Annotated in this window: 19 protein-coding genes; 11 read left to right on the forward strand and 8 right to left on the reverse strand. The window is 63.0% G+C overall.

Annotation, left to right across the window (positions count from 1 at the left end; translation table 11 throughout):
* The first annotated feature begins 29 nt into the window (after nucleotides 1-29).
* Genes BLR19_RS02495 through BLR19_RS02505 form a run of 3 tightly spaced genes read left to right on the forward strand, consistent with a single transcriptional unit; the run spans nucleotide 30 to nucleotide 2,923 of the window.
* Nucleotides 30-1,019, forward strand: a complete 990-nt coding sequence (locus BLR19_RS02495; protein WP_066551520.1) for an SPFH domain-containing protein — start codon at nucleotides 30-32, stop codon at nucleotides 1,017-1,019.
* A gap of 17 nt (nucleotides 1,020-1,036) precedes the next feature.
* A complete protein-coding gene (locus tag BLR19_RS02500; RefSeq protein ID WP_091746819.1) occupies nucleotides 1,037-1,495 on the forward strand; it encodes an NfeD family protein in 459 nt (152 codons plus the stop codon).
* 30 nt (nucleotides 1,496-1,525) lie between these two features.
* Nucleotides 1,526-2,923 carry an MFS transporter gene (locus BLR19_RS02505; RefSeq protein ID WP_091746822.1) on the forward strand — a complete coding sequence of 466 codons (1,398 nt, stop codon included), beginning with the start codon at nucleotides 1,526-1,528 and terminating at the stop codon, nucleotides 2,921-2,923.
* Here BLR19_RS02505 and rnhA read toward each other — a convergent pair.
* On the reverse strand, nucleotides 2,920-3,372 hold the full coding sequence (gene rnhA, locus BLR19_RS02510) for a ribonuclease HI (RefSeq protein WP_066628408.1): 453 nt from the start codon (nucleotides 3,370-3,372) through the stop codon (nucleotides 2,920-2,922). The two genes, BLR19_RS02505 and rnhA, sit on opposite strands and share 4 nt — an antisense overlap.
* Before the next feature lie 110 nt (nucleotides 3,373-3,482).
* On the opposite strand from rnhA, the gene BLR19_RS02515 reads away from it, so the two are divergent.
* Genes BLR19_RS02515 through tatC form a run of 3 tightly spaced genes read left to right on the forward strand, consistent with a single transcriptional unit; the run spans nucleotide 3,483 to nucleotide 5,190 of the window.
* The gene (locus BLR19_RS02515) at nucleotides 3,483-3,701 is read left to right on the forward strand and encodes a twin-arginine translocase TatA/TatE family subunit (protein ID WP_017503863.1); all 219 of its coding nucleotides are present in this window, start codon (nucleotides 3,483-3,485) and stop codon (nucleotides 3,699-3,701) included.
* A gap of 23 nt (nucleotides 3,702-3,724) precedes the next feature.
* A complete protein-coding gene (gene tatB, locus BLR19_RS02520) occupies nucleotides 3,725-4,303 on the forward strand; it encodes a Sec-independent protein translocase protein TatB (RefSeq protein WP_091746825.1) in 579 nt (192 codons plus the stop codon).
* A complete protein-coding gene (tatC, locus tag BLR19_RS02525) occupies nucleotides 4,300-5,190 on the forward strand; it encodes a twin-arginine translocase subunit TatC (protein ID WP_091746828.1) in 891 nt (296 codons plus the stop codon). The genes tatB and tatC overlap by 4 nt, the downstream gene beginning before the upstream one ends.
* Nucleotides 5,191-5,289: 99 nt before the next feature.
* On the opposite strand, the gene glnA is transcribed toward tatC, so the two are convergent.
* On the reverse strand, nucleotides 5,290-6,696 hold the full coding sequence (gene glnA / locus BLR19_RS02530; RefSeq protein WP_066551526.1) for a type I glutamate--ammonia ligase: 1,407 nt from the start codon (nucleotides 6,694-6,696) through the stop codon (nucleotides 5,290-5,292).
* 81 nt (nucleotides 6,697-6,777) lie between these two features.
* Nucleotides 6,778-7,116, reverse strand: a complete 339-nt coding sequence (locus tag BLR19_RS02535) for a P-II family nitrogen regulator (RefSeq protein WP_091746831.1) — start codon at nucleotides 7,114-7,116, stop codon at nucleotides 6,778-6,780.
* A 114-nt stretch (nucleotides 7,117-7,230) separates the two neighbouring features.
* Here BLR19_RS02535 and BLR19_RS02540 point away from each other — a divergent pair, with 114 nt between their 5' ends.
* Nucleotides 7,231-8,067, forward strand: coding sequence for an NAD(P)H-hydrate dehydratase (locus tag BLR19_RS02540; RefSeq protein ID WP_091746834.1), 837 nt, complete (start codon nucleotides 7,231-7,233; stop codon nucleotides 8,065-8,067).
* Nucleotides 8,068-8,096: 29 nt separating this feature from the next.
* On the opposite strand, the gene BLR19_RS02545 is transcribed toward BLR19_RS02540, so the two are convergent.
* Genes BLR19_RS02545 through BLR19_RS02555 form a run of 3 tightly spaced genes read right to left on the reverse strand, consistent with a single transcriptional unit; the run spans nucleotide 8,097 to nucleotide 13,691 of the window.
* Complete coding sequence (locus BLR19_RS02545) at nucleotides 8,097-11,450, reverse strand: error-prone DNA polymerase (RefSeq protein WP_091746837.1); 3,354 nt, start codon at nucleotides 11,448-11,450, stop codon at nucleotides 8,097-8,099.
* On the reverse strand, nucleotides 11,447-13,021 hold the full coding sequence (locus BLR19_RS02550; protein ID WP_255366390.1) for a Y-family DNA polymerase: 1,575 nt from the start codon (nucleotides 13,019-13,021) through the stop codon (nucleotides 11,447-11,449). The genes BLR19_RS02545 and BLR19_RS02550 overlap by 4 nt, the downstream gene beginning before the upstream one ends.
* Nucleotides 12,912-13,691, reverse strand: a complete 780-nt coding sequence (locus BLR19_RS02555; protein ID WP_091746840.1) for an ImuA family protein — start codon at nucleotides 13,689-13,691, stop codon at nucleotides 12,912-12,914. The genes BLR19_RS02550 and BLR19_RS02555 overlap by 110 nt, the downstream gene beginning before the upstream one ends.
* A 158-nt stretch (nucleotides 13,692-13,849) precedes the next feature.
* Between BLR19_RS02555 and BLR19_RS02560 the strand changes: the two genes are divergently transcribed.
* Entirely contained in the window at nucleotides 13,850-14,977 is a 1,128-nt protein-coding gene (locus BLR19_RS02560) for a zinc-binding dehydrogenase (RefSeq protein ID WP_091746843.1), read from the forward strand.
* Nucleotides 14,978-15,027: 50 nt separating this feature from the next.
* Here the strand turns inward: BLR19_RS02560 and BLR19_RS02565 are convergent, their stop codons facing one another.
* Together BLR19_RS02565 and BLR19_RS02570 are read right to left on the reverse strand one after the other, a co-directional pair.
* The gene (locus BLR19_RS02565) at nucleotides 15,028-15,828 is read right to left on the reverse strand and encodes a DUF1365 domain-containing protein (RefSeq protein ID WP_091746846.1); all 801 of its coding nucleotides are present in this window, start codon (nucleotides 15,826-15,828) and stop codon (nucleotides 15,028-15,030) included.
* A complete protein-coding gene (locus BLR19_RS02570; RefSeq protein ID WP_091746849.1) occupies nucleotides 15,825-17,162 on the reverse strand; it encodes an NAD(P)/FAD-dependent oxidoreductase in 1,338 nt (445 codons plus the stop codon). The genes BLR19_RS02565 and BLR19_RS02570 overlap by 4 nt, the downstream gene beginning before the upstream one ends.
* 184 nt (nucleotides 17,163-17,346) lie before the next feature.
* Between BLR19_RS02570 and BLR19_RS02575 the strand changes: the two genes are divergently transcribed.
* The 3 genes from BLR19_RS02575 to BLR19_RS02585 are packed head-to-tail and all read left to right on the forward strand — an operon-like array spanning nucleotide 17,347 to nucleotide 19,345.
* Nucleotides 17,347-17,907 carry a sigma-70 family RNA polymerase sigma factor gene (locus BLR19_RS02575; protein ID WP_184279085.1) on the forward strand — a complete coding sequence of 187 codons (561 nt, stop codon included), beginning with the start codon at nucleotides 17,347-17,349 and terminating at the stop codon, nucleotides 17,905-17,907.
* A complete protein-coding gene (locus BLR19_RS02580; RefSeq protein ID WP_066551554.1) occupies nucleotides 17,904-18,542 on the forward strand; it encodes a cadmium/peroxide/UV radiation responsive anti-sigma factor ChrR in 639 nt (212 codons plus the stop codon). Before BLR19_RS02575 ends, BLR19_RS02580 begins: the two co-directional genes overlap by 4 nt.
* Before the next feature lie 50 nt (nucleotides 18,543-18,592).
* Nucleotides 18,593-19,345: a DUF1295 domain-containing protein gene (locus tag BLR19_RS02585; protein WP_091746853.1), complete on the forward strand. Its 753-nt coding sequence runs from the start codon at nucleotides 18,593-18,595 to the stop codon at nucleotides 19,343-19,345.
* Nucleotides 19,346-19,349: the final 4 nt, after the last annotated feature.

Below are 19,349 nucleotides of genomic sequence, written 5' to 3' on the forward strand. Positions count from 1 at the left end.
TAGGCTTGCCGCGTCAGGGAGGGATCTGAATGGACGTGACCACCATCTTCGCCGGCGTCGTGCTGCTGCTGGCCATTGTGCTATTGATCAGCGTGATCAAGATCGTGCCGCAAGGCCGTGAATTTACGGTCGAACGCTTCGGCAAATACACGAAGACACTGAGCCCGGGCATCGGCTTTTTGACGCCATTCGTGGAACGCGTCGGCCGCCGCATGAACATGATGGAACAGGTGCTGGACGTGCCGACCCAGGAGGTCATCACCAAGGACAACGCCATGGTGAAGGTCGACGGCATCGTCTTCATCCAGGTGATGGATTCCGCCCGCGCCGCCTATCGCGTCGACGATTTGCCCTATGCGATTTCGCAGCTGTGCATGACCAATCTGCGGACCGTGGTCGGTTCGATGGAACTCGATGAGGTGCTGAGCCAGCGCGACAGCATCAACACGCGCCTGCTGCATGTCATCGACGCGGCCACCGAACCGTGGGGCGTCAAGGTCAATCGGATCGAGATCAAGGACCTGACCCCGCCGACCGACATCACCAATGCCATGGCTCGCCAGATGAAGGCCGAGCGTGAACGTCGCGCCGTCATCACCGAGGCCGACGGCGAGAAATCCGCCGCCATCGCTCGCGCCGAGGGCGCCAAACAGGCCGCCATCCTTCAGGCCGAGGGTCGTAAGGAAGCCGCCTTCCGCGACGCCGAGGCGCGCGAGCGCGAGGCCGAAGCCGAGGCCCGCGCCACGGCCATGGTGTCGGAAGCCATCGCCCGCGGGGACGTCAACGCCATCAACTATTTCGTGGCTCAGAAGTACGTCGAGGCCTTCGCGGAACTGGCCCGCAGCCCGCAGCAACGCACCGTCATCGTGCCCGCCGAAATGGGCGCCCTGGTCGGCACGATCGCCGGCATCGGCGAGATGGTCAGCCTAGCTAAGGATCAGAACTCGGCTGCAACGCCGCCCGTGCGGCCCGCGCCGCCCCGCCGCCCCGCCGGGGGCTCCGTTCCACCCTCGGCCTGATCCAAGGAGGCTGACCGATGATGTCGCTTGCTGATCTCTATGTCGCCCAGCCGTTCTGGATTTGGTTGGCGATCGGGGTTCTGCTGCTGGCGGTCGAGGCGATGTTCTCGACCGAATGGCTGCTTTGGCCCGCTGTTTCGGCCGGCGTTGTCGCGGTCATGACGGCGGCAGGCTTGCGGTTGGGGCTGCCGGGCGAGGTGGCCGTCTTCGCGGTTCTGACCGTCATCGCCACCCTGCTGTCCCGCCGTCTGATCTCCAAAGCCAATCCCGACGGTCCCGACATCAACGACCGCGACAGCCGTCTGGTCGGCCAGCGGGCTCGGGTAGTCGAAACGTTCGTTTCGGGCCGCGGTCGCGTCTTTATCTCCGGCGCCGAATGGCCGGCCGAGATCGTGGGCGAGGTGCCGGTCGAAGGACAGGATGTGGTCGTGATGCGCGTGAACGGCTCTTTGCTGACGGTGCAATCACCCGTCTGAACGCAACGGTGGCATCGGCGTTCGTCAGGCATGACAGAACCCCAGAACGCCGTCACTGACGGCTTGCCGACACCCAGGCGCTATTGGGCCATTGTGTCCATCGGCTTGGGCATCACGCTTGCCGTTCTGGATGGCGCGATCGCCAATGTCGCCCTGCCGTCGATCGCGCAGGATTTACAGGCGTCATCGGCCGCCTCGATCTGGATCGTCAACGCTTATCAGATCGCCATCGTGGTCGCCCTTTTGCCACTGGCGTCGTTGGGCGAGATCGTTGGCTATCGGCGTGTGTCACAGGCGGGGCTGGCCGTGTTCACCCTGGCCTCCATCGCGTGTGTGTTCGCCAACTCCATCGAGACGCTCAGCCTCGCCCGCGTTGTTCAGGGGTTCGGTGCAGCGGGCATCATGAGCGTCAACGGAGCCTTGGTCCGTTACACCTATCCGCAGCGACTGCTGGGTCGCGCGGTCGGAATCAACGCGGTGATCGTTTCGCTGGCGGCGGCGGCGGGGCCGACCATCGCCAGCGCTATCTTGGCTGTCGGACACTGGCGCTGGCTGTTTGCGCTGAATGTGCCGATAGGCCTGTTAGCGGTGTCGCTGGCGGGTTTCACCCTGCCGTACAGCCGACTTCAGCCGCGAAAGCTGAATTGGGTCGGGGCTGCGCTGAACGCCGCCGCGTTCGGCCTGCTGATCACCGGCCTTCAATCGCTGGCGCATGGCGAGGCAGCCGTTTTGGGTTTCGGTCTGACAGGGGCAGGGCTCGCAGCCGGGATCTTGCTGATTCGCCACGAGCGCTCACGCACGTCGCCGCTGATCCCCCTCGACCTGCTGGCGCGACCGATGTTCAGCCTGTCGGTCGCAACATCGGTCATATCCTTCACCGCTCAGATGATGGCGTTCGTGGCGTTGCCCTTCTTTCTCCAGGGAGCGTTGGGTCTTACTGCGGTCCAGACCGGCCTGCTGATGACGCCTTGGCCACTGGCGACCATGATTGCTGCGCCGTTGGCTGGCTATCTTTCCGATCGCCATTCGGCGGGCGTGCTGGGCGCGATCGGGCTTAGCCTGTTCGCATGCGGCCTGATGGCGCTGAGTTTCCTCAATGCCGATTCGAGCCACTTCGACATCATCTGGCGCATGGCGCTTTGCGGCGCGGGCTTCGGATTTTTCCAGTCGCCCAACAATCGCGCCATGTTGTCGGAGGCCCCGAAAGATCGCGCCGGCGCAGCGGGCGGCACCCTGGGCATGGCGCGGGTCGTCGGGCAATCCCTGGGCGCCGTGGTGGTGGCTTTCCTGCTGTCGGCCGCGCCGATCAACGGCGTCGGTCATGGGTTTCAGATCGCGGCCGTCACAGCCCTGTTTGGCGCGGTGATGAGCGGATCGCGGGTCCGCCGACGTCCGGCCGAGCCGGACAAGGAGGTGGAGGCGGTCTAGCGCCGGGGCAGTTCCGCGACACCGCGATTCGCCAGTTGGTCGGCTCGTTCGTTCAGTTCATGGCCGGCATGACCCTTCACCCATCGCCATTTCACGTCGTGCCGCAGACGCGCGGCATCCAGCCGCTGCCATAGATCGGCGTTCTTCACCGGCTTCTTGTCGGCGGTCAGCCAACCACGCGCCTTCCAACCACGCATCCATTCGGTGATTCCCTGCATGACGTACTTGCTGTCGGTATGCAGTTCGACCTTGCATGGCCGTTTCAGGGCTTCCAGCGCCATGATCGCGGCCATCAGCTCCATGCGGTTGTTGGTCGTGTTGGGCTCGCCGCCCCACAATTCCTTTTCGTGACCGCCGCCGGCCTGAAGCACTGCGCCCCAGCCTCCGGGGCCCGGATTGCCCTTGCAGGCGCCGTCGGTGTGGATGATGACGTGATCGGAGGGACTCATGGTCGCGCAGACCTACAGCGTCCCTTGGCGCGGGGCCATCACTGCGCCTATATGCGGGTCGAATAAGAGTGGATGGGATCGGATGACCGATCCCCACGAGGAGATTAGCCATGGGCTCCATGAGCATCTGGCACTGGGCCATCGTCATCGTCGTCATCGCGCTGCTGTTCGGCGGCCGGGGCAAGCTGTCGGGCATCATGGGCGACGCCGCCAAGGGCATCCGCGCCTTCAAGGACGGCCTGAAGGACGAAGACAAGAAGGACGGCCCGCACGAGGGCGTCAGTTCGCTGCCGCGCACCGAGGCGGAAAAGGAAGAGCTGAAGCGCTAGTCGTCGTCTGTAAGGGCTGACGCATGGGCGGGCTCGGCCCCGGTATCGGGGGTTTCGAATTAGTGGTGATCGGTCTGGTGGCCCTGCTTGTGGTGGGACCAAAGGACCTGCCTGTTCTGATGCGTCGCGTCGGTCAGATGGTGGCCAAGGCGCGCGCCATGGCCAACGAGTTCCGATCCAGTTTCGACGAGATGGCGCGTCAGTCCGAACTGGACGATCTGCGCAAGGAGGTCGAGGCGCTGCGGACGGGGCAGGGGGCGATGTATCCCCTGGGCGCCGAGGCGGACGCCGCCTTCAAGGACATCAACGCCGGATTGACCGGACCGACTGCGGCGGCTGCCCTGCCTGCGCCCGAGACGGAGGCGCCGATCATGACGCCTGCGGCCGATGAATGGCCGGATACGCCCGCGCCCGTTGAGCCCGTTACGACGACGAAATCCAAGCGAGCGGCCCCCAAGGCAAAGACGGGGGCGGCTGTCGCCGGATCGGCGACGGCCAAACCTCGCTCAGCCGCCAAAGCGAAGACCGCTGCGCCTGCGGGCAAGACCAAGTCTTTAATGGCCAAGCCCAAGACCTCGCGCAAGAAAGCCGCTGACCTGTGACGCCTTCAGATCGTGACGAGGCCGAGATCGAGGCGTCGCGTGCGCCCCTGATGGATCACCTGATCGAGCTGCGCGGGCGGCTGCTCATCTGTGTGGTGGCTTTCTTCCTGGCCTTCATCCTTTGCTTCGCCTTCGCCAATCAGATTCAGATTGCGCTGATCAAGCCGTATCAGGCCGCCGTGGCGATCCATGCCGCAGCTTTGGCGACCGGCGGTCACGCCAATCCCATCGAACTGATCGCGGTGATGACGGGGATCAAACCTTATCCGCCAGGCAGCGCCGCCGTTGTCCAGCTGATCGCCACGGCTCCGCTGGAACAGCTCTTCACCAAGATGAAGATCGCGGCCTTTGGCGCGGCGGTCCTGACCTTCCCTGTCATGGCGTGGCAGATGTACCGGTTCGTGGCGCCGGGTCTCTATCGCAACGAGCGCGGGGCGTTTCTGCCGTTCCTGATCGCCGCGCCTGTGATGTTCTGCTTGGGCGGGGCGCTGGTCTATTACGTCATGCTGCCGTTCGTGATGCTGTTTTCGCTGAGCCAGCAGGTGGCGACCGACGGCATATCCGTGGCGCAAACCACTAAGATTTCCGACTACCTTAGCTTGGTCACCTCCCTGCTGCTCGCCTTCGGTCTTTGCTTCCAGCTTCCTGTGGTGACGACTCTTCTCGGCCTCGCCGGTCTGATCAGTTCCAAGGTCATGGCGGCCGGTCGGCGCTACGCCATCGTCGCCGTGGTCGTGGTCGCAGCGGTCGTCACGCCGCCCGATCCGATCAGCCAACTGATGCTGGCCGTGCCGCTGGTCATTCTCTACGAGATTTCAATCTGGTGCGTGCGACTGATCGAGCTGCGCCGCAAGCAGGCGGACGATCTGGAAGCCGAGATCGCTTAGCGCCACGGCGGCGTGTCGATCGCTGCTAGAAACAGCCAGGCCATGCAAAAAAGGCCGGGGAGTGATCCCCGGCCCTTTATCTTGGCTGCGATCAGGTGATCAGCAGCTGTAGTACATGTCGAACTCGACCGGATGCGGGTGCAGTTGCAGACGCATCACCTCTTCCATCTTCAGTTCGATGTAGCTGTCGATGAAGTCGTCATCCATGACGCCGCCCTTCTTGAGGAAGGCGCGGTCCTTGTCCAGGTTCTCCAGCGCTTCACGCAGCGAGCCGCAGACCTCGGGGATCGAGCCGCGCTCTTCCGGCGGCAGGTCGTAGAGGTTCTTGTCGGCGGGCGCGCCCGGATCGATACGGTTCTCGATCCCGTCCAGACCGGCCATCAGCAGGGCGACGAAGGTCAGATAGGGGTTGCCCATCGGATCGGGGAAGCGCGCTTCCAGACGCTTGGCCTTGGGCGAGGAGACGTGCGGGATGCGGATCGAGGCCGAACGGTTGCGGGCCGAATAGGCCAGCTTCACCGGGGCTTCATAGCCGGGGACCAGACGCTTGTAGCTGTTGGTGGTCGAGTTGGCGAAGGCGTTGATGGCCTTGGCGTGTTTGATGATGCCGCCGATGTACCACAGACATTCCTGCGACAGACCAGCGTACTGGTCGCCGGCGAACTGGGGCTTGCCGTCCTTCCAGATCGACATGTGAACGTGCATGCCCGAACCGTTGTCCGCAAACATCGGCTTGGCCATGAAGGTCGCCGACTTGCCGTAGGCGTGGGCCACATTATGGATCACGTACTTATAGAGCTGCAGGCGGTCGGCCATGGTCAGCAGGTCCGAGAACTTCAGGCCCAGTTCGTGCTGAGCCGGAGCCACCTCGTGGTGATGCTTCTCGGGCTGAAGGCCCAGATCGCGCATGACGCCCAGCATTTCGCCGCGCAGGTCCTGGCCGGAATCGACCGGATTGACGGGGAAGTAGCCGCCCTTGGGCCCAGGGCGATGACCCATATTGCCTTCGGAATACTCGGCGCCGGTGTTGGCGGGCAGCTCGGTCGAATCGTAGCTGTAGCCGGTGTCGTGCGGCTGGGTGGACCAACGCACGTCGTCGAAGATGAAGAACTCGGCTTCCGGTCCGAAGAAGACCTGGTCGCCCACGCCCGACGACTGGACGTAGGACAACGCCTTCTTAGCCATCGAGCGGCTGTCGCGGTTGTAGGGCTCGCCGGTGTCCGGGTTCAGCACGTCGCAAAACAGGAACATCGTCTTCTGCTGGTAGAAGGGATCGATGTAGGCCGTGGTCAGGTCCGGCTTCAGCAGCATGTCGGACTCGTTGATGGCCTTCCAGCCGGCGATCGACGAGCCGTCGAACATCGTGCCTTCGTTCAGGAAGTCCTCGTCAACCAGATCGACGTCAAAGGTGACGTGCTGCAGACGGCCGCGCGTGTCGGTGAAGCGGACGTCCACATATTGGACCTCCTCATCCTTGATCTCTTTGAGGATCTTGCTGGCGCTCATTCTCGAAAAGTCCTGTTCTTGTCGTTTGGGGAGGAGACCGGACAGCGACCCGAGGGCCGAGGGCCGGGGAGGGTGGTCAGGTCAGACGGCTTGGGCTCCGGTTTCGCCGGTGCGGATGCGGATCACCTCGGCGACGTCGGACACGAAGATCTTGCCGTCGCCGATCTTACCTGTGCGGGCCGAGGTCTGAATGGCCTCGACAACCGAGGGCGCGAGGTCGTCGGCGACGACCACCTCGATCTTGATCTTGGGTAGGAAGTCGATGACGTATTCCGCGCCGCGATATAGTTCGGAATGACCCTTCTGGCGGCCATATCCCTTGGCCTCCAGCACAGTCATGCCTTGCACGCCCACGTCTTGGAGCGCCTCTTTGACGTCATCCAGCTTGAAGGGCTTGATGATGGCTTCGATTTTCTTCATGGCGACCCCGGAGCGGCGCACGGAATGCAGCGGCGCTCGGGCGCGAATGGGACACAGCAGGGCTGCTCAAAGCAAGCGATTTTCGCAGGCTGGCGAAGGATAATCGGAACGCGGATGATAGAAACCAACGACCCGGCAATCTGGCGCAATTTTCTGCCTTGGCCGGGCGCGGAAACGCACAAGCATGCGCGTGGACGTTTGGCGGTGGTTTCGGGAAAGGCGCATCACACCGGCGCGGCGCGGCTTGCCGCACACGCGGGTCTCAGGATGGGCGCCGGGGTGGTGCGAATCCTTTGTCCGCCAGATGCAGCGTCGGTGATCGCGCCGGCTGTGCAGGCGGTGATGTTGACGCCTTTTTCTTCACCCGAAAACTTAGGTCGCGAAGCCGCTGGCAGCGACGCGGTCGTGATCGGGCCGGCCGCAGGGCTGGACGATGCGACGATCGCAAACATTCAGGCGCTGGGCTCGACCGGCGCCGTTCTGGTGATCGACGCCGATGGTCTGTCAGTCTTCAAAGGTCGGACTGCTGAACTATTCGCCGTGTTGGATCGTGACGACATCCTGACGCCGCATGAAGGCGAGTTTGAACGACTTTTCCCTGGCCTGCTCGCCCAAGGTCGTGAAACGGCCGTTCAAGACGCGGCGCGAGAAGCGCAGGCGACGATCGTCTTGAAGGGCGCTCAGACCCTGATCGCATCATCTGACGGCCGCATCCGCCGAAACGAAAACGGCTCGCCGTGGCTGGCGACCGCTGGAACCGGTGATGTCCTGGCGGGCATGATCGGCGGATTGGCCGCCCAGCGCATGGACAGCTTCGATGCCGCTTGCGCCGCAGTCTGGCTTCACTCGGACGCTGCGAAACGCTTTGGTCCGGGACTGACTTCAGACGACCTCTACGATGTTTTGCCGAAGGCGTTGTTTGAGCAGTGGAGTATCGGGAATCAAAAATGACCTTTTGAATTTCGGTTCGCAATTCTGGATCAATGAAAATCTCTAGATACGGGCAGGATACGCACATCACGGGGATGGCGATGCGGTGGATGGCGGGGTGTTTGCGGATGGGCGACGACGTCGGCGCGGGCCAGTTGGACGGCGGTGTCGTGATCCTGGGATAGGCGTGAGAGCTCAGTAGAGCGATCGATGACGCGGCGGGCGACCAGGTGGACGACGCCTTCGGGGCTTTTCTCAACCACGCCCTCGACCGCCATCAGCCGGGCGGCCATGACCTCGCGGCGGAACTGTTCGAACATCCGCGCCCACAGGACGACGTTGACGATGCCGGTCTCGTCTTCCAAGGTGACGAAGATGGCGTTGCCCTTGCCGGGACGTTGACGCACCAGAACCACGCCGGCGACCTGCACCAGGGCGCCGCCGCGTTTCGCCTCGGTCCGGGCGCAGGTCAACAGGCCTTCGGCGTGGAAGATCGGCCGCAGGATGGCCATGGGATGCGCCTTCAACGACAGGCGCAATGTCTGGTAATCGGCGGCGACGTGCTCGCCCAATGCCATAGTCGGCAGGCGGACGTCGGGTTCGGCGCCCAGCTCGCGCGCATCGGCGGCGGCGAACAACGGCAGCGGCGTGTCGTCGGGCAGGCGTCGCACGTCCCAAAGGGCTTCACGCCGGTCCAGCCCCAACGATCGGAAAGCGTCTGCGTCGGCCAGCTTGCGCATGGCGGCAGACGGCAAGGCGGCGCGGCGGGCCAGAGTTTCGATGTTGGACAGAGAGAAGGCGCGGGCGGCGGCGAGCGCCTCTGCCCAGTCTTCGCGGAAGCCGTCGATCTGGCGCAGGCCGATCCGCAGCGCCGGCGTCCTGTCCGAACCTTCCAGGCTGTTGTCCCAACCACTGTAAGAGACATCGACCGGCCGCACCTCGACGCCGTGTTCGCGGGCGTCGCGCACGATCTGGGCCGGGGCGTAAAAGCCCATCGGCTGGCTGTTCAGCAGGGCGCAGGCGAAGGCCGCCGGATAGTGGCGTTTGATCCACGACGACACATAGACCAACTGGGCGAAGGAGGCGGCGTGGCTCTCCGGAAACCCGTAGGAGCCGAAACCCTTGATCTGATCGAAGCAGCGCTGGGCGAAGGTCGGATCGTAGCCGCGTTCGATCATCTTGCCCACCATTCGGTTTTCGTAGGTGTGCAGGGTGCCGTCGCCTCGGAAGGTGCCCATGGCCTTGCGCAGTCCATTCGCTTCCTTCTCGTTGAACTCGGCCGCGACCATGGCGACCTTCATCGCCTGTTCCTGAAACAGGGGCACGCCCAGGGTCTTTTCCAAAACCTGTTTTAGCTCGTCTTGAGGATACTGCGGTCCAGGCCTGGAGTAGTCCGGCTCCTCAAGCCCATTGCGGCGGCGCAGATAGGGGTGGACCATGTCGCCCTGGATCGGACCAGGCCGAACGATGGCGACCTGGATCACCAGATCATAAAGGCGGCGCGGCTTTAGCCGGGGCAACATGTTGATCTGGGCGCGGCTCTCGACCTGAAACACGCCGATGGAGTCGCCCTTGCACAGCATGTCGTAAACGGCGGGATCGTCGCGCGGGATCGTATGCAGCGCCCAATCGTCCCCGTGGTGAGCGCGGATCAGGTCGAACGCCTTGCGGATGCAAGTCAGCATGCCGAGCGCCAGCACATCGACCTTCATCAGGCGGAGTGCATCGATGTCGTCCTTGTCCCATTCGATGAAGGTGCGATCCGGCATGGGGGCATTGCCGATGGGAACAAGTTCGTCCAGCCGGTCCTGGGTCAGGACGAATCCGCCGACGTGCTGGGACAGGTGGCGGGGAAAGTTCAATAGCCGCATGGCCATCTTCACCGCACGCTGGATCATGGGATTGGCGGGGTCCAGACCGGCCTGTTCAACATGGCGTTCGCCGATTTCACTGCCCCAACTGCCCCATTGGCTGGAGGCCAGACGTGCGGTCACGTCCTCGGTCAGACCAAGCGCCTTGCCGACGTCACGGATGGCGCTCTTGGGACGATAGCGGATCACGGTGGCGGCGATACCGGCGCGCTCACGGCCATAGCGTTTGTAGATGTGCTGGATGATCTCCTCGCGCCGCTCGTGCTCAAAGTCGACGTCGATGTCGGGCGGCTCGCCACGGTCGGTGGAAAGGAAGCGTTCGAACAGCAGATCGGATTCCGCCGGGTCCACCGCCGTGATGCCAAGTACGTAACAGACAGCCGAGTTGGCCGCCGAACCTCGACCCTGGCACAGAATCCGCTTGTCGTTCGCGACCCGCACGATGTCATAGATGGTCAAGAAATAGGGGGCGTAATCGGCTGCTGCGATGAAGGTCAGCTCTTTATCCAGCAGCGCCTTGACCTTGTCGGGCAAGCCGTCGGGATAACGCATCTCGGCGTGTCGCCAGGTCAGGTGTTCCAGCCATCCCTGCGGCGTCTCATCAGGCGGGGTCGTCTCTTCCGGATACTGGTAACTGATGTCGCCCAGATCGAAGCCGATGCGAGACATGACGTGCTGTGTCTCGACCAGCGCCTCGGGCGCATCGCGGAACAGGCGGGCCATTTCGGCGGGCGGCTTCAGCCAGCGTTCGGCATTGGCGTTCAGGCGTCGGCCTGCGTCCTCGATCGTCACGCCTTCGCGGATACAGGTCAGCACGTCCTGCAGATCGCGTTGAATCGGGTCGTGATAGAGCACGTCGTTGACGGCCAGAAGCGGCGCCCCGCTCTGCTCCGACAGCGTTTTCAACCGCGCAAGTCTTCGACGGTCGTCGCCGTTCCGCCCCATGACGGCGCCCAGCCAGACCGCACCGGGCGACGCATCGGTCAACTGCGACAAGACTTGATCGACGCCTTCCAACCGTGCGCCCGGCATGAGGATCAGCAGCAGATCCTCGGGCGAGGCCAGCAGATCGCGCAGTGCTATCTCGCACTGACCCTTCACCGCCCGTCGATTGCCCAGGGTCAGCAGCCGCGTCAGTCGTCCCCAACCGGCGCGCGTCTCGGGATAGGCGAGGATTTCGGGCGTCCCGTCGTTGAAGACCAGACGCGCGCCGGTCACCAGTTTGAACGTCGCGGCCCGATCCTTGACCATCTGTGACAGGGCTGGATCGTTCAGCGGATCCTCGACATAGGTCACTTCGCCCGGCCCGCCGCCGTCGCGCACGACATCGGGCGGCGACAGGCCGTCCTCGCGAATGATCCGCAACGCGCTCCAGGCCCGCACCACGCCGGAGACCGTGTTGCGATCGGCCAGACCCAGCCCCGTGTGCCCTCTCAGGATCGCGGTCAGCACGAGATCTTTCGGATGCGACGCCCCGCGCAGGAAGGAAAAGTTGCTGGTCGCCGCCAGCTCGGCATAGGCGGGCGCGGTCAAGCGAACAGGCCGTGGACGAACCACCGCGGCTCGTCGGTCTCGCCATACAGGCCCTGACGGAACAGCCAGAAACGGCGACCCTCACGGTCTTCGACGCGGTAATAGTCGCGGGTCTTCTGATCCGGCGCGCGCCACCATTCGCCGCCGATCCGCTCTGGCCCCTCGGCCAAGGCCACCTCATGTAGCACCCGGCGCCAGCGGAACCGCAGGGGCGAACCGTCCGGCACCTCCGCCAGGGTTTCCACCGGCTGGGGCGGGTCGAACATCTGCAACGGCCGCAAGGGCGGATCGTCGGGATCGAAATCCGGCCAGTCATGAGCCGTTCGCAGCGCCTTCATCGTCGCCGGGACCATCCGTCCGGCGCGCTCGGGGATGTGCGACCCTAGAGGTTCGAAACTCAACACCGCCTCGGGTCCCAGCCGCGCCGTCAATCGGTCGATCAGACGACTGAAATCCTCGCCGTCGGGGCTGTCGCCGTCGAGGCCGCGCTGAACCGGTTTCAACGTCTGGGTTTCCAGAACCGATAGCCGCATCTGATCGAAACCGAAGCCGGGATCCAGCGGGCTTGCCAAGGCCGCCAACCGTTCGCGAAACAGACGCAGCACCGTGTCCACATCGCGTGTCGGACGGCCTGTCCTCGCGACGATGCGGCGAACTTGGCCATCAACGCGAAAGAAGCCGGCCTCGAACGCCCGCCCGCCCTGGCCCGCCTGGTCCAGGCGATCGGCGATGTCGATCAGCAGGTCCGACAGGACGCGATCCACGTCCGCGTCGGTGAGAATGGGTTCGAAAAAGACTCGATCCACGACGATGGGGGGCGGCGGTCGGTGCGGGGTGATGCGGACATCCTCGTCGCCAAGCAAACGAGCCAGACGTGAAGGGAAGTCCGTCCCAAAGCGGGCCGCAAGAGGCGCGCGCGGCCGGTCGTCCAGATCGGCGATCCGCTTCAGGCCGGCGCGCTGCAGCGCCTGGGCGTCACGCTCCGGCAACTCTAGCGCCGTGATCGGCAGCTGGCGCACCTCCTGTCCCTCCTCGCCCGACGTGAACAGACCACCCCGCCCGAAACGCGCCAAGGCGCGCGCCGCCTGGGGTGTGGACGCCAAAGCGCTGCGCATCTCCAGGCCGATGCGACCCGCACGCTGATGCGCGGCGCGCACCAAGCCAGCCTCTCCGCCAAACAGATGGGCGCAGCCGGTGACGTCCAGCAACAGACCGTGCGGCGCATCTTCGGCGATCATCGGAGTGAAGCGGCCGAAGTCTTCCAACACCCGCAGCAGCAAGGCAGAATCCGCCTTGGGCCTATGGATGATGGTGCACAGGGACGGCGTTCGCGCCCTCGCGTCGGCCAGAGTCAGTCCGGGCGTCAGCCCCGCCCTTGCCGCCGCCGGATCTACGGCCGCCAGACGCAGGGCGCCGCCGACCTTCTCGACCAGGACGACCGGCGCGGGATCAGGTCCAATCTTAGGCGACCCGTCGCCCGCGCTGGCTCCACGCCTCAGCCGGTCGCTGGGCAGCCACGGGAACCACAGCGCCAGATAGCGGCGCAGGTTCGCGGAACGATCGGGCGTCACGATCCCACTCCAAGATCCAATTTTTCAGCTCGCCGCCGCCACGCCGACGCAGCAGGGTAAGGGAGAAAGACGGATGACCAGGCGCGGCTCCGGCCAGAGAGGTGGAGGCTGTTGCCTTCACAGACCATCTTGTCTCTGCCGCACTGGGTGATGGCTCGGCTCCAGCACGCACACAGAAAAGCGTTGCGCCTCCCAACTTGGCCGCCAAAGCAAGGCGTCGACTCGAGTTCAATGAGAAGGTTTCAGACTTGCCCCAGGCGCTAATAATAACAGATCCGACAGAAGGCGATTTTAGCGATTCCTCACCAGTAATGAGGAGATTTTTTATATTTGAGGATTTTACAATTAAAACTTTAGATGAATCAATTCCCATTTCTTCAATGCCGACACCATAGGGATCCCCATGTTCTGAAGCCATCATTTCATCCAATGCCCAGACAACATGCTGTCCATTTGCGGAAAGCATCCCTACCGCCAAAGCAAAGGCATTTACCGCAACTGCGTCTGCGGCATCGGCAGCATAGAGTTCGTGAATCGCTTCCTGCTTAAAAACACCAGAAAGTAGTCCAGGTATCTGTTTTGGATGACAAACTTCTGGACAGCCTTGGTCCAAGGCCCTGAGTCGCTGCCGGACAAGAGATATACGTTCATCCCTGCACATGTTCTTCATTTGTTCTTTTTTGCATTGTCCAGAGAGCCTCTGTCAAGACGTTATTTGGCGGCCAGATCGAGCATGACACGCGCACCAGACCAAATCTGAACCGATCGCGGGACACAAAACGTCGTGCATCCGTTCAGCACCCGATGCCTCGATAAGGATCCATCTTCATGGCCCAAAAAACGCGTGAATTACGATCAACAGTGAACAAGGACGGGGTTCTAACGCTGTCACTTGCCGAGATTGTGCTGAATGATCCGGCGTCCGACGAAATCATTGTCCGTATCGAGGCGGCGCCCATCAATCCCAGCGATCTCGGTTTGCTGCTTGGTTCGGCCAATGCAGCTTCGGTCCGCAAGGGTGTGTCGGACGGCGTCCCGCAGCTTAGCCTCGATATTCCACCAGAGCGGATGGGCGGCATGGCCGGCCGGATCAACCAGTCGCTTCCGGTCGGCAACGAAGGGGCAGGGACCGTCATCGCCGCCGGTGATCAAGCGAAGGACTGGATCGGGCGTCGGGTCGGCATGATCGGGGGCGGCATGTACGCCGATCTGAGAAAGATCAAAACACGCGACGCCCTGCCGCTTCCGCAGGGGGTGACGGCCGCTCAAGGCGCGGCGCTGACGGTCAATCCGATGACGGCGCTCGGATTCGTCGAAACTGCTCGGGCCGAAGGACATTCCGCGATCGTCCATACTGCGGCCGCATCCAGCCTGGGTCAGATGCTTCAGCGGATCTGCGCGCAGGATGGCGTTCCGCTCGTCAATATTGTGCGTTCTGACGATCAGGTGCGATTGTTAAAGGACGCGGGGGCGACCCATGTCCTGAACAGCCGCGATGAGCACTTTCGAACCCAACTCGTTGACGCCGTCACTGAAACCGGGGCCACGGTCGCGTTCGACGCCATCGGCGGCGGATCGCTGGGCGGCGACATCATGCGGGCGATGGAACGTGGCGCGGTCAACCGTATGACCGAATACAGCCGATATGGATCGTCGACGTTCAAGCAACTCTACGTTTACGGCGCGCTCGATACTTCGCCGATGGTTCTGGATCGTCTTGCCTTTGGTTTCCAGTGGAGAGTGTCCGGTTGGCTGTTGACGCCGTTCATGCAGAAGGTTGGTTCAGATACCGTGTCGAGAATGCGCAAACGCGTCTTTGACGACCTGACCACCACATTCGCGACGCGCTACACACGCACAATAGGACTTGCTGAAGCGCTCGACCCAGAAACTCTGCTGGCTTACGAGCGGAAGGCGACGGGAGAGAAATTCCTGATCGATCCAACCATAAACTGACGGCTAAAATTGCCGATAATATATCTTAGGCGAGAAACTGTGTAGGCTGCTCAAGGCCTCAAACGGCTCTCTTGAGCTTGGCGTTGAATGGTCACTGGCTTTTCTGCCGGTTCGGGCTGCAGTGTCAGACCGACGCCCTTGAGCCATAGCTTCAGCGCCTCCCAATGGATCGCCGCGACCACCTTGAACGTCATCAGCGGGATTGCTGCTGTCGCAGCGGCGATGTTGCGATCATCCAACTGTTCCCGCTTGGCCGCCATAGCGGCCGTGATCAGCACGCCTTCGGCATCTAGCCCATCGATGGTCATGTCCAGGCGATCGCCCGGCGTATGGCCACGGAACTGGTAGTCCATCTCCATGCCCATGAATGGCGACACATAGAGCGTCTTGGCCGCGCCCTGACGAATGACGCCTGCGGCCTGATCTTCGATTGGGATCGGAATGACATAGGCGTGGCGGATGCCGAAGGTGCTGGTCACCTCGTACACCATGGCGGCTAACCGTCCGTCCGGCCAATGGCAATAGTAGATGCTGATCGGGTTGAAGACGTATCCGAGGACGCGCGGCATGGTTAACAGGCGGACAGGTCCACCTGCGAGATCGATGCCGGCTTGAGCCATCCACGCATCCACCTGAGGACGCAGCGCGCCAGAACCGTCTCCGTAATCCTTGTCGTGGAAGGACAAGAGATTGAACCGATTGCGCGAAAACAGGCGCAGGCGCGCGTCCACATCATCGATTTCCGACAGGTCAAGCAGGAGCCAGAAGACGCGATAGTTAAGCTTATGGATCTTGGGTCGAAGGCGTCGGTGCATGACCCGGCCGCGATAAAGGGCCGAGCCGAGTGTCACGCGGCGCGTTCCAGTTGCGCGCTCATCGGCGTCGTCAGATGTATGCGACCGCTTTCGTTGGCCACGGACCAAGGGCGACGCACGCCGCCAAGTTGTTCGGCCACGGCAAGGCCGGATTGCAAACCATCCTCATGGAAGCCCGCGCCGAAGTGGGCCCCGCAGAACCAGACACCCCCCTGCCCTTGCAGGCTCCACAACTGCTTTTGTGCCTGTATGGCCGCGGGATCAAAGATGGGGTGCTCGTACAGTTCGCTGCGTAAAATCGTGTCGGCGCGCGGCGGACGCGGCGGATTGAGCGTCACGAACAGGTCGTCGCCCGGCAAGCCTTGCAGTCGGTTCATCCAATAGGTGACGCAGAGGCCGTCATCCGCGCCGATATAATTCCAGCTGGCCCAGGCGCGACGGCGATGCGGCATCAGGCCGGCGTCGGTATGCAGGACGGTCAGATTTCGACTGTATCGGAAGGCGCCGAGCAGCGCCTTCTCGCGCGCCGTAGGTTCGGCCAGCATAGCCAGAGCCTGATCGGCATGGGATCCAATCACGACCTGGTCGTAGCGCTCGACGCCGCCTCGGCTGTCGTGAACGAAGACGCCCTGATCGCTACGCCGCACGGCTGTAACGCCGTGATCCAAACGAATGTCTTGGATCGTGCGGGCGAGATGTTCGACATAGACGCGGCTGCCACCCTCGACGGTGCGCCACAGCGGCCGCCCCACCAATTTCAGCAGGCCGTGATTGCCGCAGAAACGGATGAACGACTCGGCCGGATAATCCATCAGCGTGTGCGCCGGCGATGACCAGATCGCGGCGGCCATTGGCAGCAGATGGTCGTCGCGGAACGCCTCGCTGAACCCTTCGCGCTTTAGATAGTCGCCGAGCGTCAGCGAAGAATCGGACATCGCCGCCAAATCCTTTGGCGCGTCGCGATAAAAGCGCAGGATTTCGCTCAGCATCGACCAGAAGCGAGGACGCAAGGCATTGCGACGCTGAGCAAACAAGCCTGGCGCGGCATATTCGAACTGTCCGTCATCCAGTGAGACAGCGAACGACATGTCCGTCGCGCGTGTCGCGATCCCCAAATGCTCGAACAGGGCGATCAGATTGGGATAGGTCGCGTCATTGAAGCAGATGAAGCCAGTGTCGACCGCAATGTCGCCGGAAGGCACGCTGGCCATCACCGTATTCGAATGCCCGCCCAGGCGGTCGCCCTTTTCGTAAAGCGTCACGTCATGGCGTTTCGACAGAAGCCAAGCCGAAGACAGCGCGGCGACGCCAGATCCGACCACAGCGATCTTTTGACGTTCGACAGAGGGCGTCGCGGACGACAGAGGCATGAAAACTCCGAAAGATACGCCGCAGCGCAATCGCTAGGGCATGAACGGATTACGGGTCGCCGTCATGTTCGGATCGCGATTGATCCAGACATTTCCGCTGAGCGTATTAGTGTTCATGCATGCCGAGCCGTTATCCTTCGCATCAACGCCATGTCGGTCCAACCGCGTGAAGGCGCTCGACAGCTTGCCTGATCCGCTGCTGCACGATCGGCTGATCGAACAGATCGCCCTGAGGCGCGATCGTGACGCCTTCGCTGCGCTCTTCGCCTATTTCGCACCGCGGCTAAAGGCCTGGCTGATCAAGTCGGGCGCGACGCCCGGCGCGGCCGAGGACTTTGCTCAGGACGCCATGCTGACCGTGTGGCGCAAGGCCGATCTGTTTGATTCGTCCAAGGCGCGCGCCGCCACGTGGATTTTCACCATCGCTCGCAACCGTCGGCTTGACATGCTGCGCCGTGACGCGCGTCCCCTGCCGACGCCCGAAATCGAGCTGGCGGGGGACGACGTCCGCCGGCCCGATGAACTGCTGTCGATGTCGCAAGACGCGGACCGCGTGCGTGACGCTCTGGCGCGGCTCAGCGCTGACCATGTCGAGGTTCTGCGTCTGGCCTTCTTCATGGACAACTCTCATTCCGAGATCGCCAAACATCTCGGCCTGCCGCTCGGCACCGTCAAATCCCGTATTCGTAACGCAATGACCAAGCTTCGTTTGATCCTCGCGCCGTCTGAAGAGGCCGCGCGATGAAACCTCAGCGCAATCCGTCCGAGGAACGTTTGCTGGCCTATGCGGCCGGCACGCTCAGCCCGCCCGAGGCTGTGGTGATGGCGGCGCATCTGGCGATGCGGCCGGCCAATGACGCCTGGGTGCGCGACCTGCAATCCGTCGGCGGCGAGTTCTTGAACGAGACGCTCCCCTCCCCCTTGTCGAATGATGCGCTCGCCTTGGCGATGGCGCGGATCGAGACGGATGCCGGCAAGGCCAGACACAGCCCGCCGTTGAACGACATGCCCGAGCTGCCCGAGCCGCTGCGACGCTATGCGTTGGGTCCATGGCGCTGGGTCGGGCCTGGCATGCGTGTGCGCGACGTCCATGCGCCGCGGGATGGGGATTGCCGTGTCATTCTTCTGAAGATCGAATCGGGTCGTGAGACGCCAAAACACACGCATGGCGGCGTCGAGCTGACCTGCGTCATCTCCGGCGCCTATGCGACCGAAACCGAGCGGTTCGATGTGGGGGATTTCGAAGAGGCGGATCCGGAGGTGCTGCACCAACCTCGTGTAGTGTCGGACGAGCCGTGCCTGTGCGTCGTCGCGCTTGACGGTCAGATCCAACTGGATGGATGGGTCGGCAAACTGATCCAGCCCTTCGTTCGCCTGTGACCGCTCTCGCGACCATTTGGGGTGTCGCCGCCCTATTTCTCGTTATCGTTATGTCTACGGCCTGGCTGGTTCAGAAACGAACGGGCCAAGGCGGTTGGGCGGACGCATTCTGGTCGCTTGGACTGGGAGCGGCTGGCGTCGGCGTCGCACTCTTCCCGATCGACGGCGCCGCTCCGTCGTTGCGCCAGTATCTTGCAGCGCTTCTGATCGGCCTCTGGGGGTTGCGGCTGGGGTCCCACATCGCTGCTCGCGCCGCCCATGAAGAACGCGAAGACGCTCGCTACGCGCGTCTGCGAGAGGACTGGGGCGCCGGTTTTCAGGTCAAGATGTTCGGCTTCCTTATGTTGCAAGCCGGAGCCGCCGCCTTCTTGGCGCTCAGTGTGATGGCGGCGGCACGCAACCCGGCGCCGGGCCTGACGCTCCAAGATGCTGTCGCGACAATGGTCTTTGTCGGAGCCCTAGTTGGAGAAGCCGTTTCCGATCGCCAGCTGGCGGTCTTCAAACGCAACCCGGCCAACAAGGGGGGAATCTGCGATGTCGGTCTGTGGGCCTGGTCACGCCACCCGAACTATTTCTTCGAATGGGTGAGTTGGTGCGCTTGGCCTGTGTTCGCCATCGATCTGAGCGGTGCATGGCCCTGGGGTTGGCTGGCGCTGACCGGACCAGCCTATATGTACTGGCTTCTGACCCAGGTCTCCGGCGTGCCCTTGCTGGAAGAGCATATGCGACAGTCGCGACCCAAGGCGTTCGAGGCATACGCCGCCCGCACCAGCGCCTTCTTCCCTCGCCCGCCCCGTCGTTGAATTG

This window comes from Brevundimonas sp. 374 (genome assembly GCF_900102995.1).
GTDB lineage: Bacteria > Pseudomonadota > Alphaproteobacteria > Caulobacterales > Caulobacteraceae > Brevundimonas > Brevundimonas vesicularis_C.

Coding starts and splice junctions, on each gene's coding strand:
- BLR19_RS02495 (WP_066551520.1), top strand. CDS start 30: ATGGACGTGACCACCATCTTCGCCGGCGTCGTGCTGCTGCTGGCCATT.
- BLR19_RS02500 (WP_091746819.1), top strand. CDS start 1,037: ATGATGTCGCTTGCTGATCTCTATGTCGCCCAGCCGTTCTGGATTTGG.
- BLR19_RS02505 (WP_091746822.1), top strand. CDS start 1,526: ATGACAGAACCCCAGAACGCCGTCACTGACGGCTTGCCGACACCCAGG.
- rnhA (WP_066628408.1), bottom strand. CDS start 3,372: ATGAGTCCCTCCGATCACGTCATCATCCACACCGACGGCGCCTGCAAG.
- BLR19_RS02515 (WP_017503863.1), top strand. CDS start 3,483: ATGGGCTCCATGAGCATCTGGCACTGGGCCATCGTCATCGTCGTCATC.
- tatB (WP_091746825.1), top strand. CDS start 3,725: ATGGGCGGGCTCGGCCCCGGTATCGGGGGTTTCGAATTAGTGGTGATC.
- glnA (WP_066551526.1), bottom strand. CDS start 6,696: ATGAGCGCCAGCAAGATCCTCAAAGAGATCAAGGATGAGGAGGTCCAA.
- BLR19_RS02535 (WP_091746831.1), bottom strand. CDS start 7,116: ATGAAGAAAATCGAAGCCATCATCAAGCCCTTCAAGCTGGATGACGTC.
- BLR19_RS02540 (WP_091746834.1), top strand. CDS start 7,231: ATGATAGAAACCAACGACCCGGCAATCTGGCGCAATTTTCTGCCTTGG.
- BLR19_RS02555 (WP_091746840.1), bottom strand. CDS start 13,691: ATGAAGAACATGTGCAGGGATGAACGTATATCTCTTGTCCGGCAGCGA.
- BLR19_RS02560 (WP_091746843.1), top strand. CDS start 13,850: ATGGCCCAAAAAACGCGTGAATTACGATCAACAGTGAACAAGGACGGG.
- BLR19_RS02570 (WP_091746849.1), bottom strand. CDS start 17,162: ATGCCTCTGTCGTCCGCGACGCCCTCTGTCGAACGTCAAAAGATCGCT.
- BLR19_RS02580 (WP_066551554.1), top strand. CDS start 17,904: ATGAAACCTCAGCGCAATCCGTCCGAGGAACGTTTGCTGGCCTATGCG.
- BLR19_RS02585 (WP_091746853.1), top strand. CDS start 18,593: ATGTCTACGGCCTGGCTGGTTCAGAAACGAACGGGCCAAGGCGGTTGG.